This window comes from Marinomonas shanghaiensis (assembly GCF_003259175.1).
Classification (GTDB): domain Bacteria; phylum Pseudomonadota; class Gammaproteobacteria; order Pseudomonadales; family Marinomonadaceae; genus Marinomonas; species Marinomonas shanghaiensis.
The window spans coordinates 1-21,608 of the sequence record NZ_QGOK01000024.1; the positions used below are offsets into that span (position 1 = coordinate 1).

The 21,608-nt window shown below is 44.8% G+C and carries 19 protein-coding genes and 4 tRNA genes; 14 read left to right on the plus strand and 9 right to left on the minus strand.

Features of this window, described 5'->3' with window-relative positions; genetic code table 11:
* Nucleotides 1–293 precede the first annotated feature (293 nt).
* From DKT73_RS17135 to DKT73_RS17165, 7 genes are all read right to left on the minus strand, one after another.
* The gene (locus tag DKT73_RS17135) at nucleotides 294–1,586 is read right to left on the minus strand and encodes a tetratricopeptide repeat protein (protein WP_111639771.1); all 1,293 of its coding nucleotides are present in this window, start codon (nucleotides 1,584–1,586) and stop codon (nucleotides 294–296) included.
* 1 nt (nucleotide 1,587) lies between these two features.
* On the minus strand, nucleotides 1,588–3,084 hold the full coding sequence (locus tag DKT73_RS17140) for a surface lipoprotein assembly modifier (protein ID WP_111639772.1): 1,497 nt from the start codon (nucleotides 3,082–3,084) through the stop codon (nucleotides 1,588–1,590).
* 81 nt (nucleotides 3,085–3,165) lie between these two features.
* Entirely contained in the window at nucleotides 3,166–3,945 is a 780-nt protein-coding gene (locus DKT73_RS17145) for a Slam-dependent surface lipoprotein (protein WP_111639773.1), read from the minus strand.
* 89 nt (nucleotides 3,946–4,034) lie between these two features.
* A complete protein-coding gene (locus DKT73_RS17150; RefSeq protein WP_111639774.1) occupies nucleotides 4,035–7,127 on the minus strand; it encodes a TonB-dependent receptor in 3,093 nt (1,030 codons plus the stop codon).
* A gap of 108 nt (nucleotides 7,128–7,235) precedes the next feature.
* Nucleotides 7,236–8,177, minus strand: coding sequence for a FecR family protein (locus tag DKT73_RS17155; RefSeq protein WP_111639775.1), 942 nt, complete (start codon nucleotides 8,175–8,177; stop codon nucleotides 7,236–7,238).
* Complete coding sequence (locus tag DKT73_RS17160) at nucleotides 8,177–8,686, minus strand: sigma-70 family RNA polymerase sigma factor (protein ID WP_111639776.1); 510 nt, start codon at nucleotides 8,684–8,686, stop codon at nucleotides 8,177–8,179. Before DKT73_RS17160 ends, DKT73_RS17155 begins: the two co-directional genes overlap by 1 nt.
* Before the next feature lie 177 nt (nucleotides 8,687–8,863).
* Nucleotides 8,864–10,099, minus strand: coding sequence for a uracil-xanthine permease family protein (locus tag DKT73_RS17165; protein ID WP_111639777.1), 1,236 nt, complete (start codon nucleotides 10,097–10,099; stop codon nucleotides 8,864–8,866).
* 436 nt (nucleotides 10,100–10,535) lie between these two features.
* Here DKT73_RS17165 and DKT73_RS17170 point away from each other — a divergent pair, with 436 nt between their 5' ends.
* Nucleotides 10,536–12,224: an OpgD/OpgG family glucan biosynthesis protein gene (locus DKT73_RS17170; RefSeq protein WP_232827919.1), complete on the plus strand. Its 1,689-nt coding sequence runs from the start codon at nucleotides 10,536–10,538 to the stop codon at nucleotides 12,222–12,224.
* A 91-nt stretch (nucleotides 12,225–12,315) separates the two neighbouring features.
* On the opposite strand, the gene DKT73_RS17175 is transcribed toward DKT73_RS17170, so the two are convergent.
* Entirely contained in the window at nucleotides 12,316–13,659 is a 1,344-nt protein-coding gene (locus tag DKT73_RS17175; RefSeq protein ID WP_111639778.1) for a GH1 family beta-glucosidase, read from the minus strand.
* Between the two features lie 139 nt (nucleotides 13,660–13,798).
* The gene (locus DKT73_RS17180) at nucleotides 13,799–14,236 is read right to left on the minus strand and encodes a GNAT family N-acetyltransferase (protein ID WP_111639779.1); all 438 of its coding nucleotides are present in this window, start codon (nucleotides 14,234–14,236) and stop codon (nucleotides 13,799–13,801) included.
* 100 nt (nucleotides 14,237–14,336) lie between these two features.
* On the opposite strand from DKT73_RS17180, the gene DKT73_RS17185 reads away from it, so the two are divergent.
* From DKT73_RS17185 to rplA, 13 genes are all read left to right on the plus strand, one after another.
* Nucleotides 14,337–15,533, plus strand: coding sequence for an alpha/beta hydrolase (locus tag DKT73_RS17185; RefSeq protein WP_111639780.1), 1,197 nt, complete (start codon nucleotides 14,337–14,339; stop codon nucleotides 15,531–15,533).
* Nucleotides 15,534–15,545: 12 nt separating this feature from the next.
* Nucleotides 15,546–16,427, plus strand: a complete 882-nt coding sequence (locus tag DKT73_RS17190; RefSeq protein ID WP_111639781.1) for a phytanoyl-CoA dioxygenase family protein — start codon at nucleotides 15,546–15,548, stop codon at nucleotides 16,425–16,427.
* A 41-nt stretch (nucleotides 16,428–16,468) separates the two neighbouring features.
* Nucleotides 16,469–17,422, plus strand: a complete 954-nt coding sequence (locus DKT73_RS17195) for a biotin--[acetyl-CoA-carboxylase] ligase (RefSeq protein ID WP_111639782.1) — start codon at nucleotides 16,469–16,471, stop codon at nucleotides 17,420–17,422.
* Nucleotides 17,406–18,140, plus strand: a complete 735-nt coding sequence (locus tag DKT73_RS17200; protein WP_111639783.1) for a type III pantothenate kinase — start codon at nucleotides 17,406–17,408, stop codon at nucleotides 18,138–18,140. Before DKT73_RS17195 ends, DKT73_RS17200 begins: the two co-directional genes overlap by 17 nt.
* Nucleotides 18,137–18,841, plus strand: coding sequence for an SPOR domain-containing protein (locus DKT73_RS17205; RefSeq protein WP_111639784.1), 705 nt, complete (start codon nucleotides 18,137–18,139; stop codon nucleotides 18,839–18,841). The genes DKT73_RS17200 and DKT73_RS17205 overlap by 4 nt, the downstream gene beginning before the upstream one ends.
* 74 nt (nucleotides 18,842–18,915) lie before the next feature.
* Nucleotides 18,916–18,999: transfer RNA gene (locus tag DKT73_RS17210), tRNA-Tyr, on the plus strand.
* Between the two features lie 3 nt (nucleotides 19,000–19,002).
* Nucleotides 19,003–19,077, plus strand: a tRNA-Gly gene (locus tag DKT73_RS17215).
* A 1-nt stretch (nucleotide 19,078) separates the two neighbouring features.
* A tRNA-Thr gene (locus DKT73_RS17220) sits at nucleotides 19,079–19,154 on the plus strand.
* A gap of 116 nt (nucleotides 19,155–19,270) precedes the next feature.
* A tRNA-Trp gene (locus tag DKT73_RS17225) sits at nucleotides 19,271–19,346 on the plus strand.
* A 40-nt stretch (nucleotides 19,347–19,386) separates the two neighbouring features.
* A complete protein-coding gene (gene secE / locus DKT73_RS17230) occupies nucleotides 19,387–19,755 on the plus strand; it encodes a preprotein translocase subunit SecE (protein ID WP_111608617.1) in 369 nt (122 codons plus the stop codon).
* A 9-nt stretch (nucleotides 19,756–19,764) separates the two neighbouring features.
* Nucleotides 19,765–20,298 carry a transcription termination/antitermination protein NusG gene (nusG, locus tag DKT73_RS17235; RefSeq protein WP_012071948.1) on the plus strand — a complete coding sequence of 178 codons (534 nt, stop codon included), beginning with the start codon at nucleotides 19,765–19,767 and terminating at the stop codon, nucleotides 20,296–20,298.
* A 49-nt stretch (nucleotides 20,299–20,347) separates the two neighbouring features.
* Entirely contained in the window at nucleotides 20,348–20,782 is a 435-nt protein-coding gene (gene rplK, locus DKT73_RS17240; protein WP_111639785.1) for a 50S ribosomal protein L11, read from the plus strand.
* A complete protein-coding gene (rplA, locus tag DKT73_RS17245) occupies nucleotides 20,782–21,483 on the plus strand; it encodes a 50S ribosomal protein L1 (RefSeq protein WP_111639786.1) in 702 nt (233 codons plus the stop codon). Before rplK ends, rplA begins: the two co-directional genes overlap by 1 nt.
* Nucleotides 21,484–21,608 lie beyond the last annotated feature (125 nt).

The window sequence follows — 21,608 nt, forward strand, 5'->3', positions numbered from 1 at the left end:
TTTTTTTGTAGGTCGCGGCTTTAGCCCGTCAAGACGTGATGTATCGTAATGCGCTCATCTCCGTCTCAAGTAGTCTGTTTTGTTCAAGAAAAGTTCTTTGACGGCCTGAAGGCCGACCTACAACTTGATTCGCTTGGGCCTGTTTCGTCCCTCAATGCGTTGGCGCCTGTACACGTCTGTGTGCGTCTGTGTGGATTAAAGGACGAATGAACAGCTGCCTTGAATTTTGACTACCAAGGTCATTGCCTGTTCTATAGATAACCTAGCAGTTGGTTATCAGTTGCTTGTTTTAATTACTTCTTCAATGCCTTCAATTGCTTTAGGTACTTTGATTCTTCTCTGTTTTTATTCCAAGCATCGTAGAGCGCTATTAGGTTTTCTAATGCAATCTGTTTAGATGCGGTTGGTGCTTGTGCTTTTTCCATCAAGGAGAGTGATTGCAGAAAGAGGGGTTCTGCTTTTAGGTAGTCTCTTTTAGTATAGAAAATAGCCCCCGCTCTTGCGGCAGTATAGGCGGCTTGTAATGGCTGGGTCGGGATCTTGTCATGAAGTACTAGGCTCTGCTGATAAAGTGTTAAGGCTTCTTTAGTGTTGCCTTGATCTTCTTCTACACTACCGAGATTACCAAGTATGAGTGCTTGCTCTATACCTTGGGCGTGGTTGAGTTTATGTAATCCAGCTAGGGCTTCTTGATAAAGCGCTTTGGCTTTTGGGTAATCATTTTTCTGCTGGCTGTCTAATGCCAATTCATTTAAGTTCATAATATTGGCTAACGACGCTTCGCTCGATGTAGATCGAATAGTAAGGGCTTGCTTACGCAGAGGTGTGGCTGAACTCTGTTTTCCTTGAGCCTCTAAGATAGCAGCAAGACGTTCTAGTGTTTCGGCAAGGTGAACGTCATTACTTTCTAGAGCATTTTGCTCTCGTTCGAGTTCTTCTTTTAATGTGCGTTGCGCGGCATCTTGCTGGTTTTGTTGTACATATGCTTCGGCTAGTGAATAGTTTATTTGACGAAAAAGTTCACTAAATGGCTCATTACTTCTTCCTTTCATAAACTCTTCGACGATGGATATGGTCTCGGCATAATTCTGCGATTCATTATGAAGGCGAGTTAGCGCGTTTACGGTTTTTAAAATGTCATTCGCTTGAACATCTTCAAATTGTTGAATATCCCAAGCTTGGGTATAAGCCTCAATGGCATTTAGTGGTTGGTCAGCCTGTTCTAGGAAATTGCCTTTATTAAATAACAGAGTGGCTACTTGAGGGTGTTTGTCATCGTAAGCGCTTTTTGTAAACCGGATCGCATCATTGATTGAATCAATTGCAGGGTTCTGCTTGCCTTGTGCTATCTGGATAAAAGCCAATAGGTTGAGACTACTGGCACGAAACGCGGTACCGTTGTCGGCTTCTTTAGCGATTTTGGCCGCGTATTTTGCATTTTTTTCTGCCTCGATGTAATCGCCATTTTGGTAAAGAGTCATGGCTTTATCTTGGTAATACTGCCAATTTCCTGCGGCCCAGGACACAGAGCTGAATAATAGGGCGCAAAGAGTGACAAAAGTAGTTAAGTGATGCAGTTTTATCATGTTAGAAATTTTTCTCCAGTTTTAGGCTGACTTGGTTGTTTTCACGGCTATACAGCCAATCTACATTGCTGTTTATATTTGAGTGTTTGATGGTTAGGCTCGGAGCAAAACCTAAGATGGACAGTTGAGGCGATTTCATGACCAATGTGTAGCTGCTTTCATGGTCATTGCGTTTTGCACCAAGAATGTTGCTGTACGCTTTGTAGGTTTGTTCGCGGAAAGAGGTGAAAAATGTTGTGCTTAGAACATTAGAAAACGATTTTGAGACCCCAAGTCGTACGCCAAGTTGTAAGTAGCCATAGGGTTTATCATCTGCTTGTCGGTCTAATCCATCAACACCTCCGAATAATGTCCAGCTGTTTGGCAAGACTTGCCACATGGTCGCGTTTGCTGAGTAGGAAGGGCCGTTATAGCGTTCGTAGTTTTGTTTTTTGTAGCGCAGTTCTTTGTAATCGCCTTGGAGTTTGAGCATTTGCTTGTTAGAAAAGCGACGAGTCCATTCGCCATGTAGGCCTAAGGCACTGTACATGGCTTTATTTCCATAGGCAGAAAATTCAAAAGAAGGAGCGAGTTGTATTTGGTCATCGAGATCTTGATAGCGATAACCTAATTGCGTTACCGATGTGCTTTCATTGTAATCAGGGTAATCGTCATAACTTTTACCGTACAGCAAAGAGCGAAAATACAGTCCATTATGTCCGACAGTTGGCATGTATTTGTTTATGGTAAGTTCGTAATCAAGTCCAGTTGCTGAAATGGCGTCAGGGATTTTCCGCTCATAAATGCATTGGCCTTGAGCGATGAGTAAACAGGTTCGGCTTTCTGAAGATTGGTTAAGGTTATCATTCCATACTGCACCAAGCGCGATGGAGATCGACCAATCACGGCGCTGTTCAAGTGCTTTACGGAAACTTTCTACTGTACGATTTACGCCTGCTTGTTGTTCATTGTCTGGGTCAAGATTTGCCGATATTTGTGCAAAAACTACCTCTGCCTCTTTATCTTGGTGATCTTCGAATAGTACGCGGGCCAGTTCCAGTTGACCTGGCAAGAACCCAGGGTTGAGGCCGAGGAGCTGGCGATACTCTGTTGCGGCTTGCTTCATATTACCCTGGATTCGAGCTAATGCGCCTTTCGCATAAGCGAGTAAAAGTGGATCAGCATCGGAAAGTGTTCGGTATTCATCGAGAAAGTAAACGACGGCATTCCATTGTTTTTGTTTAATGGAAATATAGAGCGCACGCCCGATATCATTAGCATTGTGTCCTACGGTGTAAGACTTGCCATCAAGAATCAGCTCTGGGCGTTTTCCTGATAGGTAATCTTCATCTTTGAGTAACTCACTTTCCTTTGAATTGTTTTGTTGTTCTATGTTTTGGTTTAACCTGAGCTGAGTATCTAGATCGTGATCATCTGCTGTTGCAGATCGTGAGAACATAAACAGCAAGGCCAATCCGACTATCTTGCAATGAAGAAAGTTACTTTTTAAAAAATGCATGTAAATGGCTCATCATAGGCAGTAAAGAGAAAAGCCGAGCAGGATAATCATGCTCGGCTAAGGTTAAATCATAATAATGACTTAGTCTTTAGAGCCGCCAAATGCGGTGTCGTATTGCGTACCAGCAAAGTCAACAAGCCCCGCTAGATCTGCTTGGCCATTGTAGAATTGACCTGAAACGTTACCAGCAGAAGCGACTTCGATTACTGAAATACTTGCTGTTGCATCTGAGCCAGTAACAGAAGCATCGCTATTAATGGACGCTGTACCAATATCAACAGTAAGGCCATTTGTGTTCGCCATGCTGCCTGTTAGTGTTGCCGCAGCAAAGTCAGCGGTTAATGTACCGTTTAGCAGGCTTGCTGCTGTGCCGTCGTAGTTATTGATACCCACGACTGTATAGGTGGCCGTACCAGAGGTTGGCACAGAGGAGTCCGCAGAGACGCCTGAGTAGTACACAGTACGTGTTGCGTCGCCACTAGTGCCACTAGCAGACCATTCACCAAACCAAACGTCACTGGTGCCTACTTGAGCAAAGTGAAATACCCCCAAACCTGAGTGATCAGTTTCTGGTTCTTCACCTGGCTCGTAGTCATAAGGGAAGTTTAATACATGAACACCGTTTGATGTTCCGCCATAAGCACTTAGCCCCTGAAAATCGACAAAGTTAGTAATCCCAGTGTATTGCACCGCGATTCCTGCTTTTCCTGATGAATGTGGCCCACCGTTTACTGTTGAAATATCAATATCTACATAGCTAGTGTTGCTTGATGCACCTGGAGCGGTCGCTTGTACAGTACCTGATAATGCTAAAGTACCAAGAGCGAGAGTCATTGCGCTTACTAAATGTAACTTTTTCATTGTATTACTCCATTGTGTTGTGTGTTTCCCCAATGAAAACACGGTTGCTATGACACTACTTATGTTGTGTCATCCTTGCTAACAGGTCGCTAAAAGCGGCCTGTTAAACCCAGTTTAAATGTGCGCCCCGGCGCGGCGACAACGGATCGAGTTGCTGGATCCACATAATATTGGTCGCTTAGGTTTGAACCGGTGAACTCCACATCAAAGTTGTTGTTAATTCTGTAGCGAATATAAGCATCGACTAGGACGGTGTCGTCCCAAGAAAAGGGTGTGTTAAAGGTATAAACATACCCAGTACTGTTGTTTGAATTTTGAACGGAATTACGGATGTACCAGTCTAGGTCGTCGTTGTCATAGCCCTTGTAATAGGTAAGGCGTCCGCCTAGCTCCAAGCGGCGTTCCATAAAGCGCTGTCCTAAGGATAGATTGGCAGACAGTTTTGGGGTGGCCTGTGCAAGTTGATAGCCACCAGGGAAACCGTATTTGAAGCAAGTTGGGATCGGCTCATTAGCGGCTCGACTTATATCATTAATGGATAACATCGCCGCGCTGTCTTCATCACAGATTTCATTCTGTAAGGTGTAATTCACACCTAAACCGGTGAAAAAACGGCCATTGTCATAACGGGCACTGAGTTCTATGCCACGAATTTTTTGCTCGTCGACATTATTAAATTTAAAGTATTTATCACGTTCGATAACATCTTTAGTGAGATTGTCGTAGTAGGCGATTTTTACATCAGCGTGTTCGGCATTGGTAAGCCATTGGGTTAAATCGTGTACATAAGCCAGCTCCCAGTTATGGGCGTGTTCTGGTTTAACACCATAAATGCTTTGAGACGCGGAAAAGGCGATGGTGCTTTCAAACATGCTAGGGTAGCGTAAGGTTTCGCTGTATTTTAGATAGGCTCGACTGTAGTCGGTGAATTGGTAGCTGATGCCAGCATGGGGTACCCAGCCATGGTCTTTTTGTTTTTTCGCGGTTTGGGCGATAAATTCATTTACAGGCTTAGCACTGCAGCTAACGACATTTTCATTGGCTAATGAGCCATTGAGGCAAGGGTTGTCGGCGCGGTCGTAATTGCCATCAGCATCGGGCTTCCAAGTTGCATAGTTGTTGTAAGTATTCTCAATAACTGTCTTATCGTATGAAATACCAGCAACAATTTGATCATATACTGCTTGGCTTATAGCTCCAGAATCTAGGTAGGTTTTAAAAAATGCGGTTCTTTCAGCAACTAATGCTGCAATCTCTTCATCTGTGCGGACATATCCTGTGCTGTAAGAAATATTATAATAACTAGTGTTTGCTTCTGAGAATTCTCCATTGTGAGCATTCAAAAAATCATCGAATGCCCAATAAGCGGAATAGGTCATACCACCATTGAGTTTGAGTTTATCGGTTGGTTGCCAAGCAAGGTCGAAGTTGGTTTCCCATTCTTCCCGTCGTCCCGCTCGTGGAAAAGACAATTTGCCAGATTGTGTGAAACGTCCATCGTATTCGTCTTCTGAACTGAGCTCTTCATGCTGAAAACGACCACCTAGGGTCAAATCTAAAGTCTCCGTCAAATTCATCTTATTGCTTAGGGTAATGCCATCCACAAGGTTTGTGGCATTTGCCAACCCTGTGTTGATTAAAGGCGAGTCGGTATCGTTTGGGGGGGTGGCATTTGGGTATCCCCCAGAGGTGTAAGTATCACTGACGGTGTCGGTACGCCAAAGATTGGCATTAAAATCAACCCAGCGATTATCGAGAGGTTTGTAATTGTATTCTAGGTTATAAGCTTTGGCGTTGACTTTACTGAGTGGCCACTGAATAGCGCTTCTATCATCTTGGCTGCTAATTCTGGACGGCATGATCTCGCCATAAGTCGAATCAGACTCGCGGTAATTAAAGCTAATTTTTTGCTCATCGCTGATGTGTAGCGTTGTCTTTAGCAACCAAGATTCCATTAGGCTGGAGGTGTTAGTGACTTCGGTTCCAGGTTTCCAGTATTTGGCCATGGTGGTGATGTAATCTAAATCTTGACCAATTTCTTCTTGGCTGTAGTAGCTTGTGTTGTTTTTCCCTGAGTAATAATTGCCTCGCTCCCGATAAGCATAAGCAGCGAGCACGTCAAAGTGCTCACTCTTTTTGGCCGCAGCCACGCGATAGGCGTAGTCACCACCATTTAGCGGGTTGTTATCGCTATCCGATTTGTTTTTTACATTAACACGTAGAGTTTTATCGCTCGCTGGGAAACTACTGCCAACAGGGTAACCCTCTACTTCACTAGGTAATTCGCCCGTGTGAAGGCTTGGTACTCTTGCGTTCACAGCATTGCTACTGCCTTCTATTTTGAATTCTGCCCCAAAGGTTTCACCATCGCGGATTAAGTCGTCGGGTGACAGAGTTTTGACCACCATGGCGCCACCAACGCTGCTGTGTACATCACGCTCATTGGTGGCACCCTTGTAAATTTGTACGTTGCCTATCAGGTTCGGGTCGATGTAATTGCGGTTAGTCGCGCCGTTGTAGCCACGCCATACTGTCAGCGCTTGCTCTGTACCATCTATGGTAACAGGAACACGGCCAGGGCCTTGAACGCCACGAATGTTTAGATCGAGTGCGCCGCTGTTGCGAGCTTCGCCACTGAATACGCCGGGAACGCCTTGTAGTAAATCCGATGGGGTGGTGCCCTTGTAACGCTCTACCTCTGTTTTACCAATAAAGGTCGTGGAGGTGTTTTTGTCGTATACGTCGTCATAGCCCTTTTGATCACGGGCACTCATATCAGACATTGCGTTGTTGTCTTCAATGGTAATGGTAGGAAGATTGACTCCGTCATCTCCTTGCTCGGATTTTACGATGTAACTGCCATTTTGAGTTTGTTGGGCAACCAGATTGGTATTTGCCAGAATCTTTGCCAGTGCGGCGTCCTGTGTGTAGTCGCCGTTAAGGCCAGAGCTGCGTTTGCCTGTGGTAAGGGCAGAGTTAATGGATAAACTCACATCAGCGGTTAATGCAAATTGATTCAGTACTGAATCTAAAGAGCCTGCCGGAATGGAATAGTAGCGACTGTCTACTTGGGCCATGTTATCTGCGGCTAAAACGGGAGAAATTCCATATAATGCGACGGAAACGCTTAATGGTATGGCCAGTATTAATGGTTTGAAGAGGGGCTGTTTTTGGTGTTTCATTCTTTAACTTCTCGGCTGAATTAGTGTCTATACCCTTCATACCGAGTGAAGCTGGAAAACCCACAAAAGAAAATAAAAGTAATTATCATTTTTATTTGTGGGTTGTACTTAGCTTGCTGTTACGTTGACCCAATAGGGTGTTAATTGGTAAATGTTGATGGGGAGGCTTGCTTGTAGCTGTTGTAAAATTTGATCTGTATTGTCTATAGAAAACACGCCCGTGACGGCCAGCTGTCTGAGTTCCGGTGCCACTCTGACTATACCTTTTCTGTAACGACTTAGTTCATGTATAAAATCGGTGAGGGGCATTCGTTGTGCTACCAGCTTACCTGTAACCCAACCGACGGTATTGGGGTCCGTATTAGATATGCGGGATGTATTGATGGTATTGAAAGAGACACTTTCACCAGGGCTTATTGATAGTGGGTTATGCATTTGCTTACCAAGCAATTGGACGCTTTGACCTGAGAATACGCTAATACGGGTGATGTCATCGGTACGACGAATATTAAGCTTGCCTTGATTAAAAGAAATTATGCCATCCATTGTTTCTATTTGGTAAGGCGTTGCTTGTGACACATCTAGGAAGAATTCACCGTCATCAAGTTTAAATTGATGTTCTGTTGGCATAGCAAGAGTGGTCTTCGTATTCACAACTAGTTTATTGATATCGCTTAATGGAAAGCTTCTTACTTCCCCTGTCGCTGTGGCTAGGTTCTTATAGTAAGAGGCGTGAGAGCTTAGGGACCGATTATGTATATAGCCGCCAGCGAAGAAGAGCCCTCCAGTAGAAAGCCCTATTAAACTTAAAACATGACGACGAGACATTTTTCGGCTTCGAGCTATGATTTGAATCGTCTCTTTCGGGGCATCTCCGAAATGTGCCTGTGCTTGCATCAGGCATTGCCATGCTTTTTCATTGTCAGGGTCGGCGGCTCGCCATTTATTACAAGCGTGCTGATCATGTTTGGATGGTTTGTCTGACCAGAGTCTTGCCATCAGATGTGCTGCCTGTTGAATGCGTTCTAGATCAATTTGGTTTGGTTGCATTATTTGTGTCTCTCCATCATGGCTATGGCACACGCTTGTAATGCTTTGGCGATGTATTTCTCTACAGAAGATATTGATACGTTTAATTGCACTGCAATGTCGGAATAGGACAACCCTTCTAGTCTGCGCAGTAGAAATGCTTGGCGTGCTTTTTCCGACACTTGGTGTAATAGCGCATCGATCTCTATTAAGGTCTCGATAACTTCAAGGCGTTTTTCTGGTGACGAATGATACTCTTCAGGAAGATGGCTGATTGACTCCAAGTATGCCTGTTCAATACGCCACCGACGATATTGATCAACAACTAGACCCTTAGCGATACAGGTTAAATACTGGCGTGCGTATTCGGTAGGCGGTATTTTCCCACTAACCAATACTTTCAAGTAGGTATCTTGCATCAAATCTGCGGCTTTATGCGAGCAGTTAAGTCGCTTGCGCAGAAAGTTGGATAGCCATCCTTGATGTAGCTCGTACAGCTGAGTGAATTGGAGTTGTAAATCTCTATTCATATCGTAAAACCTATCATTTGATAATGGTTATCATTTATGATTTCAGGAGGGAGCTCAATATGCAATAGATTTAATAAAACTTAATATTTGGTTGGATATTTTTGTGTATTTCCTGTGCTCGTGTCACAAAAAAACGGCCCATTTAGGACCGTTGAATTTGAACTGCTTCTTATAGTGCTAGTTTTCTATTTGTGCCTTGTCGACGATGTGGTTATCACCAATGTCTTTCGGCAAAATTAAATTCAGCGTGATCGCGACGATGCCACATAGGCTGATGCCTTGTAGGCTGAATTCGCCAATGCCAAAGGCCATGCCGCCGATACCAAATACCAGCGTTACACCAACAATGATTAAGTTGCGTGATTTATGAAGGTCGACTTGATTCTTAATCAAGGTATTTAGCCCTACTGCGGCAATAGAGCCAAACAATAGAATCATAATGCCACCCATTACAGGTAGTGGGATAGTTTGCAGAGCCGCGCCTAACTTTCCTACCCATGCCAGTACGATGGCAGCAATGGCGGCCCACGTCATAATGATAGGGTTGAATGCTTTAGTAAGCATAACGGCGCCTGTTACTTCGCTGTAAGTTGTATTTGGTGGCGCGCCGACCATCGCTGCTGCCATCGTAGCAATACCATCGCCCGTGATGGTGCGGTGTAGGCCTGGTTTCTTTAGGTAGTCTTTCCCTGTTACATTGGAAATAGACAGGATATCGCCCACGTGTTCAACCGCTGGGGCAATGGCAACGGGCAACATAAATAAGATGGCGTTAATGTTGAATTCAGGCGCAGTAAAGTTCGGCATGGCAAACCATGCTGCATTATGAATGGGCTGGAAGTCGACAATGCCGAAGAATAAACTTAATGCGTAGCCAACGATAATGCCGCCGAAAACAGGCAGTAGCCTAAAGAGTCCTTTTGCGAATACACTAATTAAAATAGTGGTTAGCAAAGAAGCTAGGGCAATCCAGATCGCAATATCGGCATCAATAACTTGTGTGTTTCCTGCTTTGCCAAGTGCCATATTGACAGCAACAGGCGCGAGACCAAGACCGATTACCATTATGATAGGGCCGATGACAACAGGGGGTAATAATGTGTGGATGAAGCCCGCACCTTTTAGTCGAATGAATCCACCAAGTACAACGTAGACAAAGCCTGCTGCAATTAACCCTCCCATGGTAGCGGGAATTCCCCACGTTTGAACGCCGTACATGATGGGAGCAATAAAGGCAAAAGAAGAGGCAAGAAAAATAGGGACGGTACGGCGTGTGGTGAATTGAAATAGCAGCGTTCCCACACCGGCACCAAAAAGAGCAACACTAGGGTCCAAGCCTGTTAACAACGGGACAAGCACAAGAGCGCCAAATGCCACGAATAGCATTTGAATGCCTAAAACGGCATTTTTCATAATTTTAATCCTTGCAATGGTTTAAGTACGGGAATTTTATAGACAAGTCGATGTCAGCGCTATCATGATATGCGCCGTTCGGTAAATTGGCGTTTTATCTGTAATTAATGCGAGTAAAAAAACAAGAAACTTGCTGTGTAATTCAGTTCCAAGTGAGCTCGTTAATCTTACTGTTTGTCGTCACGCTTTATGTTTTTTATCGGGTGTTTAAATCATTGTAAGATTTTTAAATAAGATGGGAGCTGATATTTCGTCTGTTAAGTATGATGGAAAAGAAGCTCAAATAACCGTAAGGCTCTTGTTTACGCTTTTCGTATGAATATATTAAATATTTACTCTATCTGAACACTCGATAAGGTCGTAATTAGCTAATATAGATATTAATTTTTAACTGATAGGGTCATGTTATATGTTTCCTCAATGTTTTTCAGAGTCCATGAAGGATTCAAACGTGGTTGTGCCACAAGTTGTGCGCCATCCTCATAAAATTAATGCTTCCAATCGCTTAAATAGATTAGTCAGTCGATCTTTAGTCGCTGTTGGGGTGATGTTTAGCCTTACGGCTTGTGCGGCTCAGTCACAGACATCACCGTCTCAGGCTTCACAATCTGCTGCTCAGCCGGAAGAAGGGCAAGCGTTCAGTTATGCTTGGTTAAAAGGGTATGCGCGTCAATTGGCGACAACGCCTTATAAAAGCCATCAAGGTGAATTACCGGAGAGTTTAAAGCGTCTAGATTGGGATGATTACCAAGAAATTCGTTTTAATAAAGAGGCCGCCTTGTGGCGTGATCAAAAGTCAGAATTTCGTACTGAGCTTTTTCATCTTGGTTTGGGCTTTGATACGCCCATTCATATGAATGAGTTGGAAAATGGTAAATCAACGCCGATTCCTTACATGCCTTCTGAATTTACCTACGGTAAGTCTAAGGTAGATGGTAATAAACTTCCTAAAGATCTTGGCTTTGCCGGTTTTAGAATGCAATTTGCAACAGATTGGCAGCGTGATGTGGTTGCCTTTTTGGGCGCGAGTTACTTCCGTGCTGTAGGCGCTGAAATGCAGTATGGCCTTTCAGCACGTGGTTTAGCGATTGATACCGCGATGCCGCACCCTGAAGAGTTTCCAATTTTTACCGATTTTTGGTTAGAGAAACCAACGCCAGGCTCGGATGTGGTGACTGTGTACGCATTAATGGATTCTCCAAGTGTCACGGGGGCTTATCGCTTTGATATGACCCCAGGTGAACCGTTCAAGATGCGAGTAGATTCCGCTGTTTACCCTCGTAAATCCGTTGAGCGTTTAGGCGTTGCACCAATGACGAGTATGTTTATGGTCGGTGAAAATGATCGCAGAACCAATTACGATTGGCGTGCAGAAATTCATGACTCCGATGGCCTTGCTATGCAAACAGGAAGTGGGGAATGGATCTGGCGCCCGTTAGCGAATCCTGCCAATTTGCAGTTTAATGCTTACAGTGATGAAAATCCTAAAGGGTTTGGGTTATTGCAACGTGATCGTAACTTTGACCATTACCAAGATGACGGTGTTTTCTATGAGAAGCGCCCAAGTTTGTGGATTGAACCGATTGGTAATTGGGGGAAAGGATCTGTGCAATTGGTAGAGATTCCAACGCTCGATGAAACGTTCGACAATATTGTCGCTTTCTGGAATCCAGCGGCACCAGTTGAAGCCGGACAAGAGTTGCTTTACAGCTATAATATGTATTGGGGCAGTCATCCTCCTGTACAATCTAACCGCGCTCGTGTTGTCGATACCTTTACAGGTATTGGCGGTGTGATTGGTAAGAAGCGTCAGTATTACAGCAAGCGCTTTGTGGTCGACTTTGCTGGCGGTTCTTTAGCAATGTTAGGCAATGACACAAAAGTAAAAGCCGTCATTACCTCATCGGAAGGGCGAGTTGAAATTGAATCTGCTCGACCGCTGCATTCTATCGATGGGTATCGAGCAATGTTTGATTTGGTGCCACCAAAAGGTGAGCCTAAGCCAATTAACTTACGTGTTTACTTAGAAGCGAATGGTCAGCCGTTGACTGAAACTTGGCAGTACCAGTGGACTCCGCCAGCAGAGAGCGATAGAGAGCTTCATAATGCAGGCCATTTGAAGTAGCCATTATCCATTTGCTTTTGAAGCCAATAAAAAGCGCCCGATGAGTGATTCATTGGGCGTTTTTATTTGTTCATTAATAGGCTTGGGATTGTTAACCTTTGCGGCTGTTTAGAAAATCACGGTATTCATAACCACTGCGCTTAATGGTTCTTTTTTGAGTCTGATAATCGACGTAAGTGAGACCAAAGCGTTTGCTATAGCCTTCTGCCCATTCAAAGTTATCCATCAAGCTCCAAGCAAAATAACCACGAATATCAACACCGTTTTCAATCGCTTGATGTACCGCATTTAAATGGCCCTCTAAATAGCGTATCCGCTGCTCGTCGTTCACGTCGCCATCAATAAGTTGATCTGCACATGCGGCGCCATTTTCAGTGATATAAATGGGTGGCAGTGTATATTGCTTGTGAAGGTTGACTAATAGCTCGGCGAAAGCATGTGGGGCGATTTCCCAGCCGATATCGGTATACTCAACAGAGCGATGGTTTTTCACATTTTTGAAGAGGTTATCTGCGTCGAAGGCATTGTGATTACAGGTGTAGAAGTTCATTCCCAAAAAATCAATCGGTTGAGAAATAATGTCCATGTCACCAGGTAAAACGGTTGGCAAATACTGTGGTGCGACGGTTTTGAGTAGTTGAGGATATTGTCCTTTCATAAGTGGTTCAATGAAAAATTGATTGTCTAGGGTTTCCCTTACCAAACAAGCAAATTGGTCTTCGGTTTTTTCACTGGCCGCGTAAGAGCGGTTCATATTCAGAACAATACCAACCTGAGACTTTGGCGCATTTTTGCGAATAATTGGCAATGCTAAGCCATGGGCAAGTAAAATATGGTGAGCGGCTTGTCTGCCGTATTCTGGTTTGTTTAAACCGGGAGCATGTATGCCTAATTCATACCCCAAAATAGCGGCGCAGAAAGGTTCATTAAAGGTTGCCCAGCTGTCGACCCATTCGCCTAATTCTTTGGTCACTAAATCCGCATACTTTGTAAACTGGTAGGCGGTTTCTCTATTTAGCCAGCCACCTTTGTCTTCTAGGTGTTGTGGTAGGTCCCAATGGTAGAGTGTGACAAAGACGGTCAGTCCTTCGTCTTTGAGTTTTTTGAGCAAGCGACGATAGAAGTCGAGTCCGGCTTGATTGGCTTTCCCTTCTTTATCCATTACCCGAGGCCATGCAATGGATAATCGATAAGCATCGACTTCAAGTTGTTTGATCAGCTGGATGTCTTGTTCCCATAAATGGTAATGGTCGCACGCGATGTCGCCATTATCCATGCCCTTTACCTTGCCTGGCGTCGCACAGAATGTATCCCAAATAGAGGGCAGACGATTATCAGATTGGGCGGCGCCTTCTATTTGAAACGCCGCTGTGGCGACACCAAAGATGAAATCTTGGTTAAGCATTTTCGAGTTTGCAGGTAAGTTGATAGGCATGATTTCCTCAGTATTCTTATGGGTTTCCAATCGGAAGGTCAGTTATGTTCTCAAAGGTACTGGAGGAGAGGAAAAAGGGTCAATGATGATCGATGTATTTTAGTAATTTAAGGTATTTTAAGTGCTTTTTAAGTCTACTTTAGCGGAGAATATAGCGCATCGGTGTAAGGTCTCTGCCTTGAGCTGTGTAGGCTTGAAAGCGATTTTTGAGTTCAGCTGGTAACATTTCGATAGAGATAGTCGTAAAATGATTTGCATGATAAAAAGGCACCAAGTGGGTGAATGCAAAGCAGTAAGTCGGTCTGTCACTTAGTACGGAATAAAGGTTGTTAATGAGGTGAGTGCCAAGGCCCATATTACGATGGGAGGGTTCTGTTACCATGGCAGTGAGCAGTTGATACTCGGCAATTTGCTTGAGTCGAAGTGAGCAAACAATAGCATTCTTATGGTTGCGTAGGACCCAAATAGGGTCTGCTTTGTTAGGTTTTCCGCTGGGATAATGCGTTTGGTAAAACCTTTTTACCAGTGGGAACCAAAGGGAAGGTACTTGTTCAGCATCAGGGTAAGGTCTTTTCATAGGGAATAGATGTGGTGATCAAATAATGAATGTTAGCATAGCTTGTGGCGTTCAAAAAACATTGGTTAGATTGGGTTATTTAATAATGAGAGGGATTGGTATGTGGCAAAAAATAATGTTGTGGAGCGTGTGTCTTTTGACATTGCCCATTTCTGGGATGTTAAATGCGGCGGAGAAGCAAACAGCATTTGTTTTTGCACCAGACGAATCGTTTGACCAATATCTCGTACGTGCAGAAGAGTATCTTGGCAAAAATAAGCGGTGGCTTAATCCTGCCAATAAGTTTAGAGAGCTTGATGCTGTGATGCCTTTTGAATTACTGCCTGATCCAGAGTTTTGTGCTGGGCGGGCGAATATTGGTGTGCTCTTGTCCCATGGTTTATCCGATTCCCCATTTTCGATGCGAGACCCCGCTATTGCGTTGCAATCGGCTTGTTATCATGTCCGTGTTATTTTGTTGCCAGGTCATGGTACGAAAGCGGAAGACTTATTGAATGTCTCGCGTGATGATTGGCGGGCGACGTTTCGAAATGCAGCAGCTGAATTCAGTAAGCAAGTGGATGTCTTGTACGTGGGAGGTTTTTCAACGGGCGGGGCGCTGGCGACAGAATATGCTTGGCAGCATGCAGACCAAGTGGCAGGAGCGGTTTTGTTTTCTCCTGTATTTAAAGTAAACAGCAGCATAGATTGGCTTGCGCCTTGGTTGGCGTTAGTGAAAGACTGGCTAGACAATGACCCCAGTGATGATTTTGCGAAATACGCTTCTATCCCTTTGCCAGCCATTGCCGAGGTATACGAATTATCGGCAGAAGTACGTGATTTAGTGTTGGATAACCCTAAGCGCTTACCCGTGTTTATTGCCTTGTCTGAAGATGATCAGACGGTGGATTCGTCCGTCACAGAGGAGGTGTTTAAGGAAGGGATGATTGGCTCTAAGAGTCAAATGGTGTTGTACAGTAAAGATCAAATGAGTGCCAATACGGATCGGATCAAGGTTTATAATACCAATTGGCCTAAGGACAGAATCTTAGGGCTTTCACATATGGCTGTACATGGTAATCCTGAGAACACATATTACGGTGAGTCTGGTGTCTATCGTGTTTGTGGCTGGTATGTGTCAGATGAGGACTTATATCAGAGTTGTCGTACTGATCAAGCGAATTGGTTTGGCGAAAAGTCGGACGCTTTGCTGGAAAAAAGTCCTCATGCAGCAAGGGTCTCTTGGAATCCTCATTTTAATGCCTTGATGCAAGAGATCGTGTTTTTTATTAGAGCGAATGCAGGTAGCAACGGATAAAAGGAAGGGCATATGATCAATGAAATAGAGCTTGAGCTAAACGCTATCGAGATGACTCCAATGCAAGTGGATCAATATCATAGTAAAGGGTATTTGGTGTTGGAATCGGTGGTACCGGAATCTATTTGTGATGCCTTGAAAGCGCGCATGGCATTGTTGATGAAATCATTTGAACCAGAAGCGGTACGCTCTATTTTTACGACCAATGAACAATCTCGTCACACTGATCGTTATTTTATGGAGTCAGCCGATAACGTGTCTTTCTTCTTTGAAGAGGAGGCTTTTGACGAGGCTGGACAGCTGAAACAACCGCTCGAATTATCGATTAACAAAGTTGGGCATGGTTTGCATTCTCAAGATGCTTTGTTTAATGCTTTTTCTCTGTCTCCTGTATGGGCGACACTCTTACAGCGTTTAGGTATGAAAGATCCTCGAGCTGCTCAATCTATGTATATTTTTAAGCAGCCTGGAATTGGTGGTGAAGTAAACTGTCATCAAGACAGTACTTTTCTTTATACCTCGCCCATGAGTGTGATTGGGTTATGGTTTGCTGTCGAAGAAGCGACACTGGAAAATGGTTGTCTATGGGGAATACCAGAAGGGCATAAGCAAGGTCTACTAAAGCGTTTTGAGCGTGTCCAACCTAATGCCATAGAAACCAAAATGGTGACGCTGAAAGAGCATGTGTGGAATGCCGATGAGCTCGTGGCATTGCCTGTTCCCAAAGGGTCTTTGGTGATTCTTAATGGTGAGTTCCCACACCTTAGTTACGCAAATCGTTCGGATAAATCACGTCATGCCTATGCCATACACGCAGTTGATAATGTGTGCGATTACCCTGAATTGAATTGGCTGCAGGCACAACAAGGTCAGTCGTTTTTGCCTTTTCATTAGGCTTTGTGACTCAACATATAAGAGAAAATGGGAGAGCGTCGATGCAAGCCGTTTTAGCGCTGCTTAGTGATAATGAATTTCACTCTGGTGAAGAGCTGGGAGCCGCGCTAGGCGTGACTCGTGCTGCGGTATGGAAAAAGCTGAAGAAGCTTGAGTCTATCGGGGTGAGTGTCCATTCCGTTAAGGGGCGTGGCTATCGGTTGCCATCACCACTTGAATTATTGTCAGAAGATAGCCTGCGTCAGCATGGTGTGCCGGATGAGGTCACCATTAAATTGGCGTTTGAAACGGAGTCTACAAATGGTGATGCAAAGCGATGTATTTCCCAAGGTACTTCTTTACCCGCGTTGATTTCAGTCGAGCGTCAGACCCAGGGTAAAGGGCGCCGTGGTCGGCAATGGGAATCCGGCGTTGCTAAAAATATTACATTTTCGTTTGTATGGCGTTTTGAGAATGGTCCAAACGTAGTAGAGGGCTTAAGCCTTGCGACCGGGGTGGCGGTTGCTCGGGTGTTAAAGAAAATAGGTGTTCCCAACCCCGGTTTAAAATGGCCAAACGATGTACAGGTCGATGGGCAGAAAATTTGCGGAATTTTACTCGAGATGGTCGCAGACCAAGATGTATGCCATGTCATTATTGGGATTGGTCTCAATGTTGAAATGGACAGCAGTGTCATGAAGCATGTTGATCAGCCGTGGACAGACCTTGTTTCTCGATTAAAATCAAGGCCGAGTCGAAATAGGATATTGGCAGAGCTTACTAAAGAGCTTATTGAGGTCTGCAAGCTCTTCGAAGAGGGCCATGGAATGAAACATTTCCAACATCATTGGCAGGCATATGACGTGTTATTTAATCAATCTGTCACAGTAAGTACTGTGTCTCAACAGCGCCATGGCATTGCTCGAGGGATTGATCAAAAAGGGGCGTTGTTATTGGAAGAGCACGGTGAGCTGGTGGCTCTGCATGGAGGAGAGATCAGTGTCCGTCGAGTGTAAGTTATTGGTGATTGATGCGGGCAATACAAGCATCAAGTTTACAGCCTTGTTTGGCGATCAAGTGTTGTGGGTTAGGCGCGGCGATAGCTATCCCACTGACGCAGATTTTGCGCCAGATGTGATTTATTTTGCCAGTGTTCGTTCCAAAGAGTTGAGTGCTTTGTTACGTGCAGACATTCAGGCAGAGTTTCCGCAAAGTCAGTGGTTGACATTAAAGAGTCAAGCCTACGCTTGTGGGGTTCGTAATGCCTATCTTGAGCCAGAGCGTTTGGGTATAGATCGCTGGTTGGGTGTGATTGCTGCACATCATTTGGTAACTGGGGATGTGGTGGTCGTTGATGCTGGAACGGCCATCAAAATAGATGTAGTGAATCAAGCGGGTTTGCACCTAGGGGGGTACATTACTCCTGGACTTGCTATGATGGAAGAGTCCCTACTTTCTAAAACAGCGCGCATTCGTTACGAGGCACATGAGGTCGTAGCAGGGGAGGGGCTACCTAATTCTACTGCCAGAGCTGTGACGGAAGGGTGTCATGAAATGGCGCTGGGGTTTTTAGAGCGTATTTATCGTCGTTATCCTACTTTTAAATGGGTAGTGACGGGAGGTGACGCGCAAAGGCTATTGGATTTATTGGGTGTTTCTCTGGAGTGCCAGCCTAATCTTGTTGCGCTGGGCGCAAAATTAGTTGGTGATGAGCGCTTGCGAGGCGACAAATGAAGTGGCTATTTCTGTTTGTGGTGTTACTGAATGCTGGCTTTCTTGGCTGGCATGGTTTTGTAAAAGATAAGCCAAAGGTGGTGCAGGAGTCTGTTTACGGCCCCCCAGTGAGCGAAAAAATTCATTTGCTATCCGAGGGGTCGGCAAATGGTGAGCAAGTTACTCATTCGAATGTGGCATCGAATGAAAGCTTAGAAGAGGCGCTAAATCGCGTCATAGACCAAACGGTCGCGAAATCGCCAGCATTGTTGTGTCCGCGTATGGAGATGGAGCGACAAGAAGATAAAAAACAAATTACTCAGGCTCTGAACGATTTTGGCTGGTCTTACAAAGAGCAAGAGGTGACAGGTAAGCGTCCTAAATTTTGGTTGTATATTGCCGCACCAGATACGCCAGCAACCGCGGCTAAAATTGTCAAAGATCTTGCCTCCAAATCGGTTGATAGCTTTGTGATTAATCGTGCTGAAATGAAGAATCGTATTTCATTGGGTTTATATTCATCGCAAGAGCGAGCTGATCAAGCGAAACAGCGTATACAAAATATCTCTGGCTATACGGTGGATGTCTATGAACATATGAGGAATGTGTCACTCCAGCAGGTGGACATAGCGCAGCCTGTAAGTGAGAAAGATTGGGAGCGGTTTGTTTCACGCCTTGATCTGACCAAGATGATGATAAAATTAGAAAAAAATCCTTGCTAGTGCTTGCAATTGGCAAAGCGATTCATATAATGGCTCCCACCTTTTGGGGTGTTGCGTTGTAGCGCTGAGTACGTGGAGGGGTTCCCGAGTGGCCAAAGGGAGCAGATTGTAAATCTGCCACGAAAGTTTCGGTGGTTCGAATCCACCTCCCTCCACCAATTGCGGGTATGGTATAGTGGCTATTACCTCAGCCTTCCAAGCTGAAGAGGCGGGTTCGATTCCCGCTACCCGCTCCAGGCTCATGTAGCTCAGTTGGTAGAGCACACCCTTGGTAAGGGTGAGGTCGGCAGTTCAAATCTGCTCATGAGCTCCAGCATTTTCAATGCAAAAGATAGGTGGGTTAACCGCCTTTTTTATTGTCTGTTTTTTGGGCAGATACCCTTGCTAAGTTTAGCTTGTTCAGGTATCATCCTCCGCCCATACGAATGTAGGCCAATAGTTCAATTGGTAGAGCACCGGTTTCCAAAACCGGCTGTTGGGGGTTCGAGTCCCTCTTGGCCTGCCATCTTTCGTATCCTATTTCTTAGTTAGGGATCACCTGAAGTATGAGTTCGAGTACTGAAGCTCAAGCGTCTCGCGGAGATGTGTTTAAGTGGGCGATTGTTGTTCTGCTAGTTGCGGTAGGCGTGATTGGTAATAACTATTATTCTGCTGAGTCACTATTGTATCGTTTAATCGCTATTTTGGTGTTGGCCGGTGTCGCTGGTTTTGTTGCGCTACAAACTGTGAAAGGTAAGGCTTTTTTTACTCTTGCGAAAGAAGCCAAAACTGAAATTCGCAGAGTTGTGTGGCCGACAAGACAGGAAACTGTGCAAACGACCTTAATCGTGTTAGCGGTTGTTGTTTTTATGTCTCTCGTGCTATGGGGGGTGGATTCGCTCCTTGGCTGGATCGTTTCCTCGGTAATTAGTTAGGAGTTGCTCGTGACCAAACGATGGTATGTAGTACAGGCGTACTCAGGGTACGAAAAGCACGTAATGCGTTCGCTTATTGAGCGAGTGCAGGTTATGGGGCAGGAAGAGAATTTTGGTGACATTTTGGTGCCGACCGAAGAAGTGGTCGAAATCCGAGATGGTAAGAAGCGCAAGAGTGAAAGAAAGTTCTATCCAGGTTATGTGTTGGTTCAGATGGATATGAATGATGCCTCTTGGCACTTGGTTAAAGGTACGTCTCGTGTGTTAGGGTTTATTGGTGGTACGGCAGATAAGCCATCGCCAATTACCAGTCGCGAGGCTGACGCCATTCTACAACGTGTTAGTGATGGGGTTGATAAACCTCGTCCTAAAACCTTGTTTGAAGTGGGTGAGGTTGTTCGAGTTAATGAAGGGCCATTTGCTGACTTTAACGGTGTTGTGGAAGAAGTAGATTACGATAAAAGTCGAATCAAAGTGGCGGTGCTTATTTTTGGGCGCTCAACGCCAGTTGATTTGGAATTTAGTCAGGTTGAAAAAGCCTGATTTTGTTGAACGGGTAGCCTTCGGGCAGTGACCCAATTGGAGTTAAAAAATGGCTAAGAAAGTCCAAGCTTATATCAAGCTGCAAGTTAAAGCGGGTCAAGCGAACCCAAGTCCACCAGTTGGTCCAGCACTTGGTCAACACGGTGTGAACATTATGGAGTTCTGTAAAGCGTTTAATGCGAAAACTCAAGGTCTAGAGCCTGGTCTTCCAACGCCTGTTATCATCACTGTATACAGTGACCGTAGTTTTACATTCGAAACGAAATCTACTCCTGCGGCTGTTTTGCTTAAAAAAGCGGCTGGCCTAAAGAGTGGTTCTCCTCGTCCAAACACTCAAAAAGTGGGTACGGTTACTCGTGCTCAACTAGAAGAGATTGTTATTGCTAAGCAGGCTGATTTGACTGCTTCTAACATGGATGCAGCAGTTCGTACTATTGCTGGTAGCGCTCGCGCTATGGGTCTAGAAGTTGAGGGTGTTAACTAATGGCTAAATTAACTAAACGCGCTCGCTTGATCGCTGAAAAAGTAGAAGCAACTAAGTTTTACTCTGTTGAAGAGGCTGTTGCTCTATTGTCTGAGCTTTCTACTGTTAAGTTCAAAGAGTCTATCGACGTATCTGTTAACCTAGGCGTTGACCCACGTAAATCCGATCAGGTTGTTCGTGGTTCTACTGTATTGCCTCACGGTGCAGGTAAAGATGTTCGTGTTGCTGTGTTTGCACAAGGTGCAAATGCTGAAGCGGCGAAAGCGGCGGGTGCGGATGTTGTAGGTTTCGAAGATTTGGCTGAACAAGTTAAAGCTGGTAACCTTGATTTTGATGTTGTTATTGCTTCTCCAGACGCAATGCGCATCGTTGGTCAGCTAGGTCAGGTTTTAGGTCCTCGTGGTCTAATGCCTAACCCTAAAGTTGGCACAGTAACGCCTGATGTTGCGACTGCAGTTAAGAATGCAAAAGCAGGTCAAGCTCGTTACCGTACAGATAAAAATGGTATCATCCACGCTGCTGTTGGCTCTATCGAATTTGCTGCGGATGCTATCAAAGGTAACCTTGAAGCGCTTTTAACCGACCTGCGTCGTGCTAAGCCAGCGTCTTCAAAAGGTGTTTACCTGAAAAAAGTGACTTTGTCCTCTACAATGGGACCTGGTCTACAAATTGATCTAGGTGCGCTTAACTCAACTAAGTAAGCATCTAGATCATGAGCTTTGGGGTCTGCCTTCATTTATTTGTTGAGCAGGCCGTCAAAGACCGCAGGAACCTAACGGTTTAATAACAACGTTGAAAAATGTTTGTCCTGCGCAGATGGTGTGGC

Coding starts and splice junctions, on each gene's coding strand:
- DKT73_RS17135 (WP_111639771.1), bottom strand. CDS start 1,586: ATGATAAAACTGCATCACTTAACTACTTTTGTCACTCTTTGCGCCCTA.
- DKT73_RS17140 (WP_111639772.1), bottom strand. CDS start 3,084: ATGCATTTTTTAAAAAGTAACTTTCTTCATTGCAAGATAGTCGGATTG.
- DKT73_RS17145 (WP_111639773.1), bottom strand. CDS start 3,945: ATGAAAAAGTTACATTTAGTAAGCGCAATGACTCTCGCTCTTGGTACT.
- DKT73_RS17150 (WP_111639774.1), bottom strand. CDS start 7,127: ATGAAACACCAAAAACAGCCCCTCTTCAAACCATTAATACTGGCCATA.
- DKT73_RS17155 (WP_111639775.1), bottom strand. CDS start 8,177: ATGCAACCAAACCAAATTGATCTAGAACGCATTCAACAGGCAGCACAT.
- DKT73_RS17160 (WP_111639776.1), bottom strand. CDS start 8,686: ATGAATAGAGATTTACAACTCCAATTCACTCAGCTGTACGAGCTACAT.
- DKT73_RS17165 (WP_111639777.1), bottom strand. CDS start 10,099: ATGAAAAATGCCGTTTTAGGCATTCAAATGCTATTCGTGGCATTTGGC.
- DKT73_RS17170 (WP_232827919.1), top strand. CDS start 10,536: ATGAAGGATTCAAACGTGGTTGTGCCACAAGTTGTGCGCCATCCTCAT.
- DKT73_RS17175 (WP_111639778.1), bottom strand. CDS start 13,659: ATGCCTATCAACTTACCTGCAAACTCGAAAATGCTTAACCAAGATTTC.
- DKT73_RS17180 (WP_111639779.1), bottom strand. CDS start 14,236: ATGAAAAGACCTTACCCTGATGCTGAACAAGTACCTTCCCTTTGGTTC.
- DKT73_RS17185 (WP_111639780.1), top strand. CDS start 14,337: ATGTGGCAAAAAATAATGTTGTGGAGCGTGTGTCTTTTGACATTGCCC.
- DKT73_RS17190 (WP_111639781.1), top strand. CDS start 15,546: ATGATCAATGAAATAGAGCTTGAGCTAAACGCTATCGAGATGACTCCA.
- DKT73_RS17195 (WP_111639782.1), top strand. CDS start 16,469: ATGCAAGCCGTTTTAGCGCTGCTTAGTGATAATGAATTTCACTCTGGT.
- DKT73_RS17205 (WP_111639784.1), top strand. CDS start 18,137: ATGAAGTGGCTATTTCTGTTTGTGGTGTTACTGAATGCTGGCTTTCTT.
- secE (WP_111608617.1), top strand. CDS start 19,387: ATGAGTTCGAGTACTGAAGCTCAAGCGTCTCGCGGAGATGTGTTTAAG.
- rplK (WP_111639785.1), top strand. CDS start 20,348: ATGGCTAAGAAAGTCCAAGCTTATATCAAGCTGCAAGTTAAAGCGGGT.
- rplA (WP_111639786.1), top strand. CDS start 20,782: ATGGCTAAATTAACTAAACGCGCTCGCTTGATCGCTGAAAAAGTAGAA.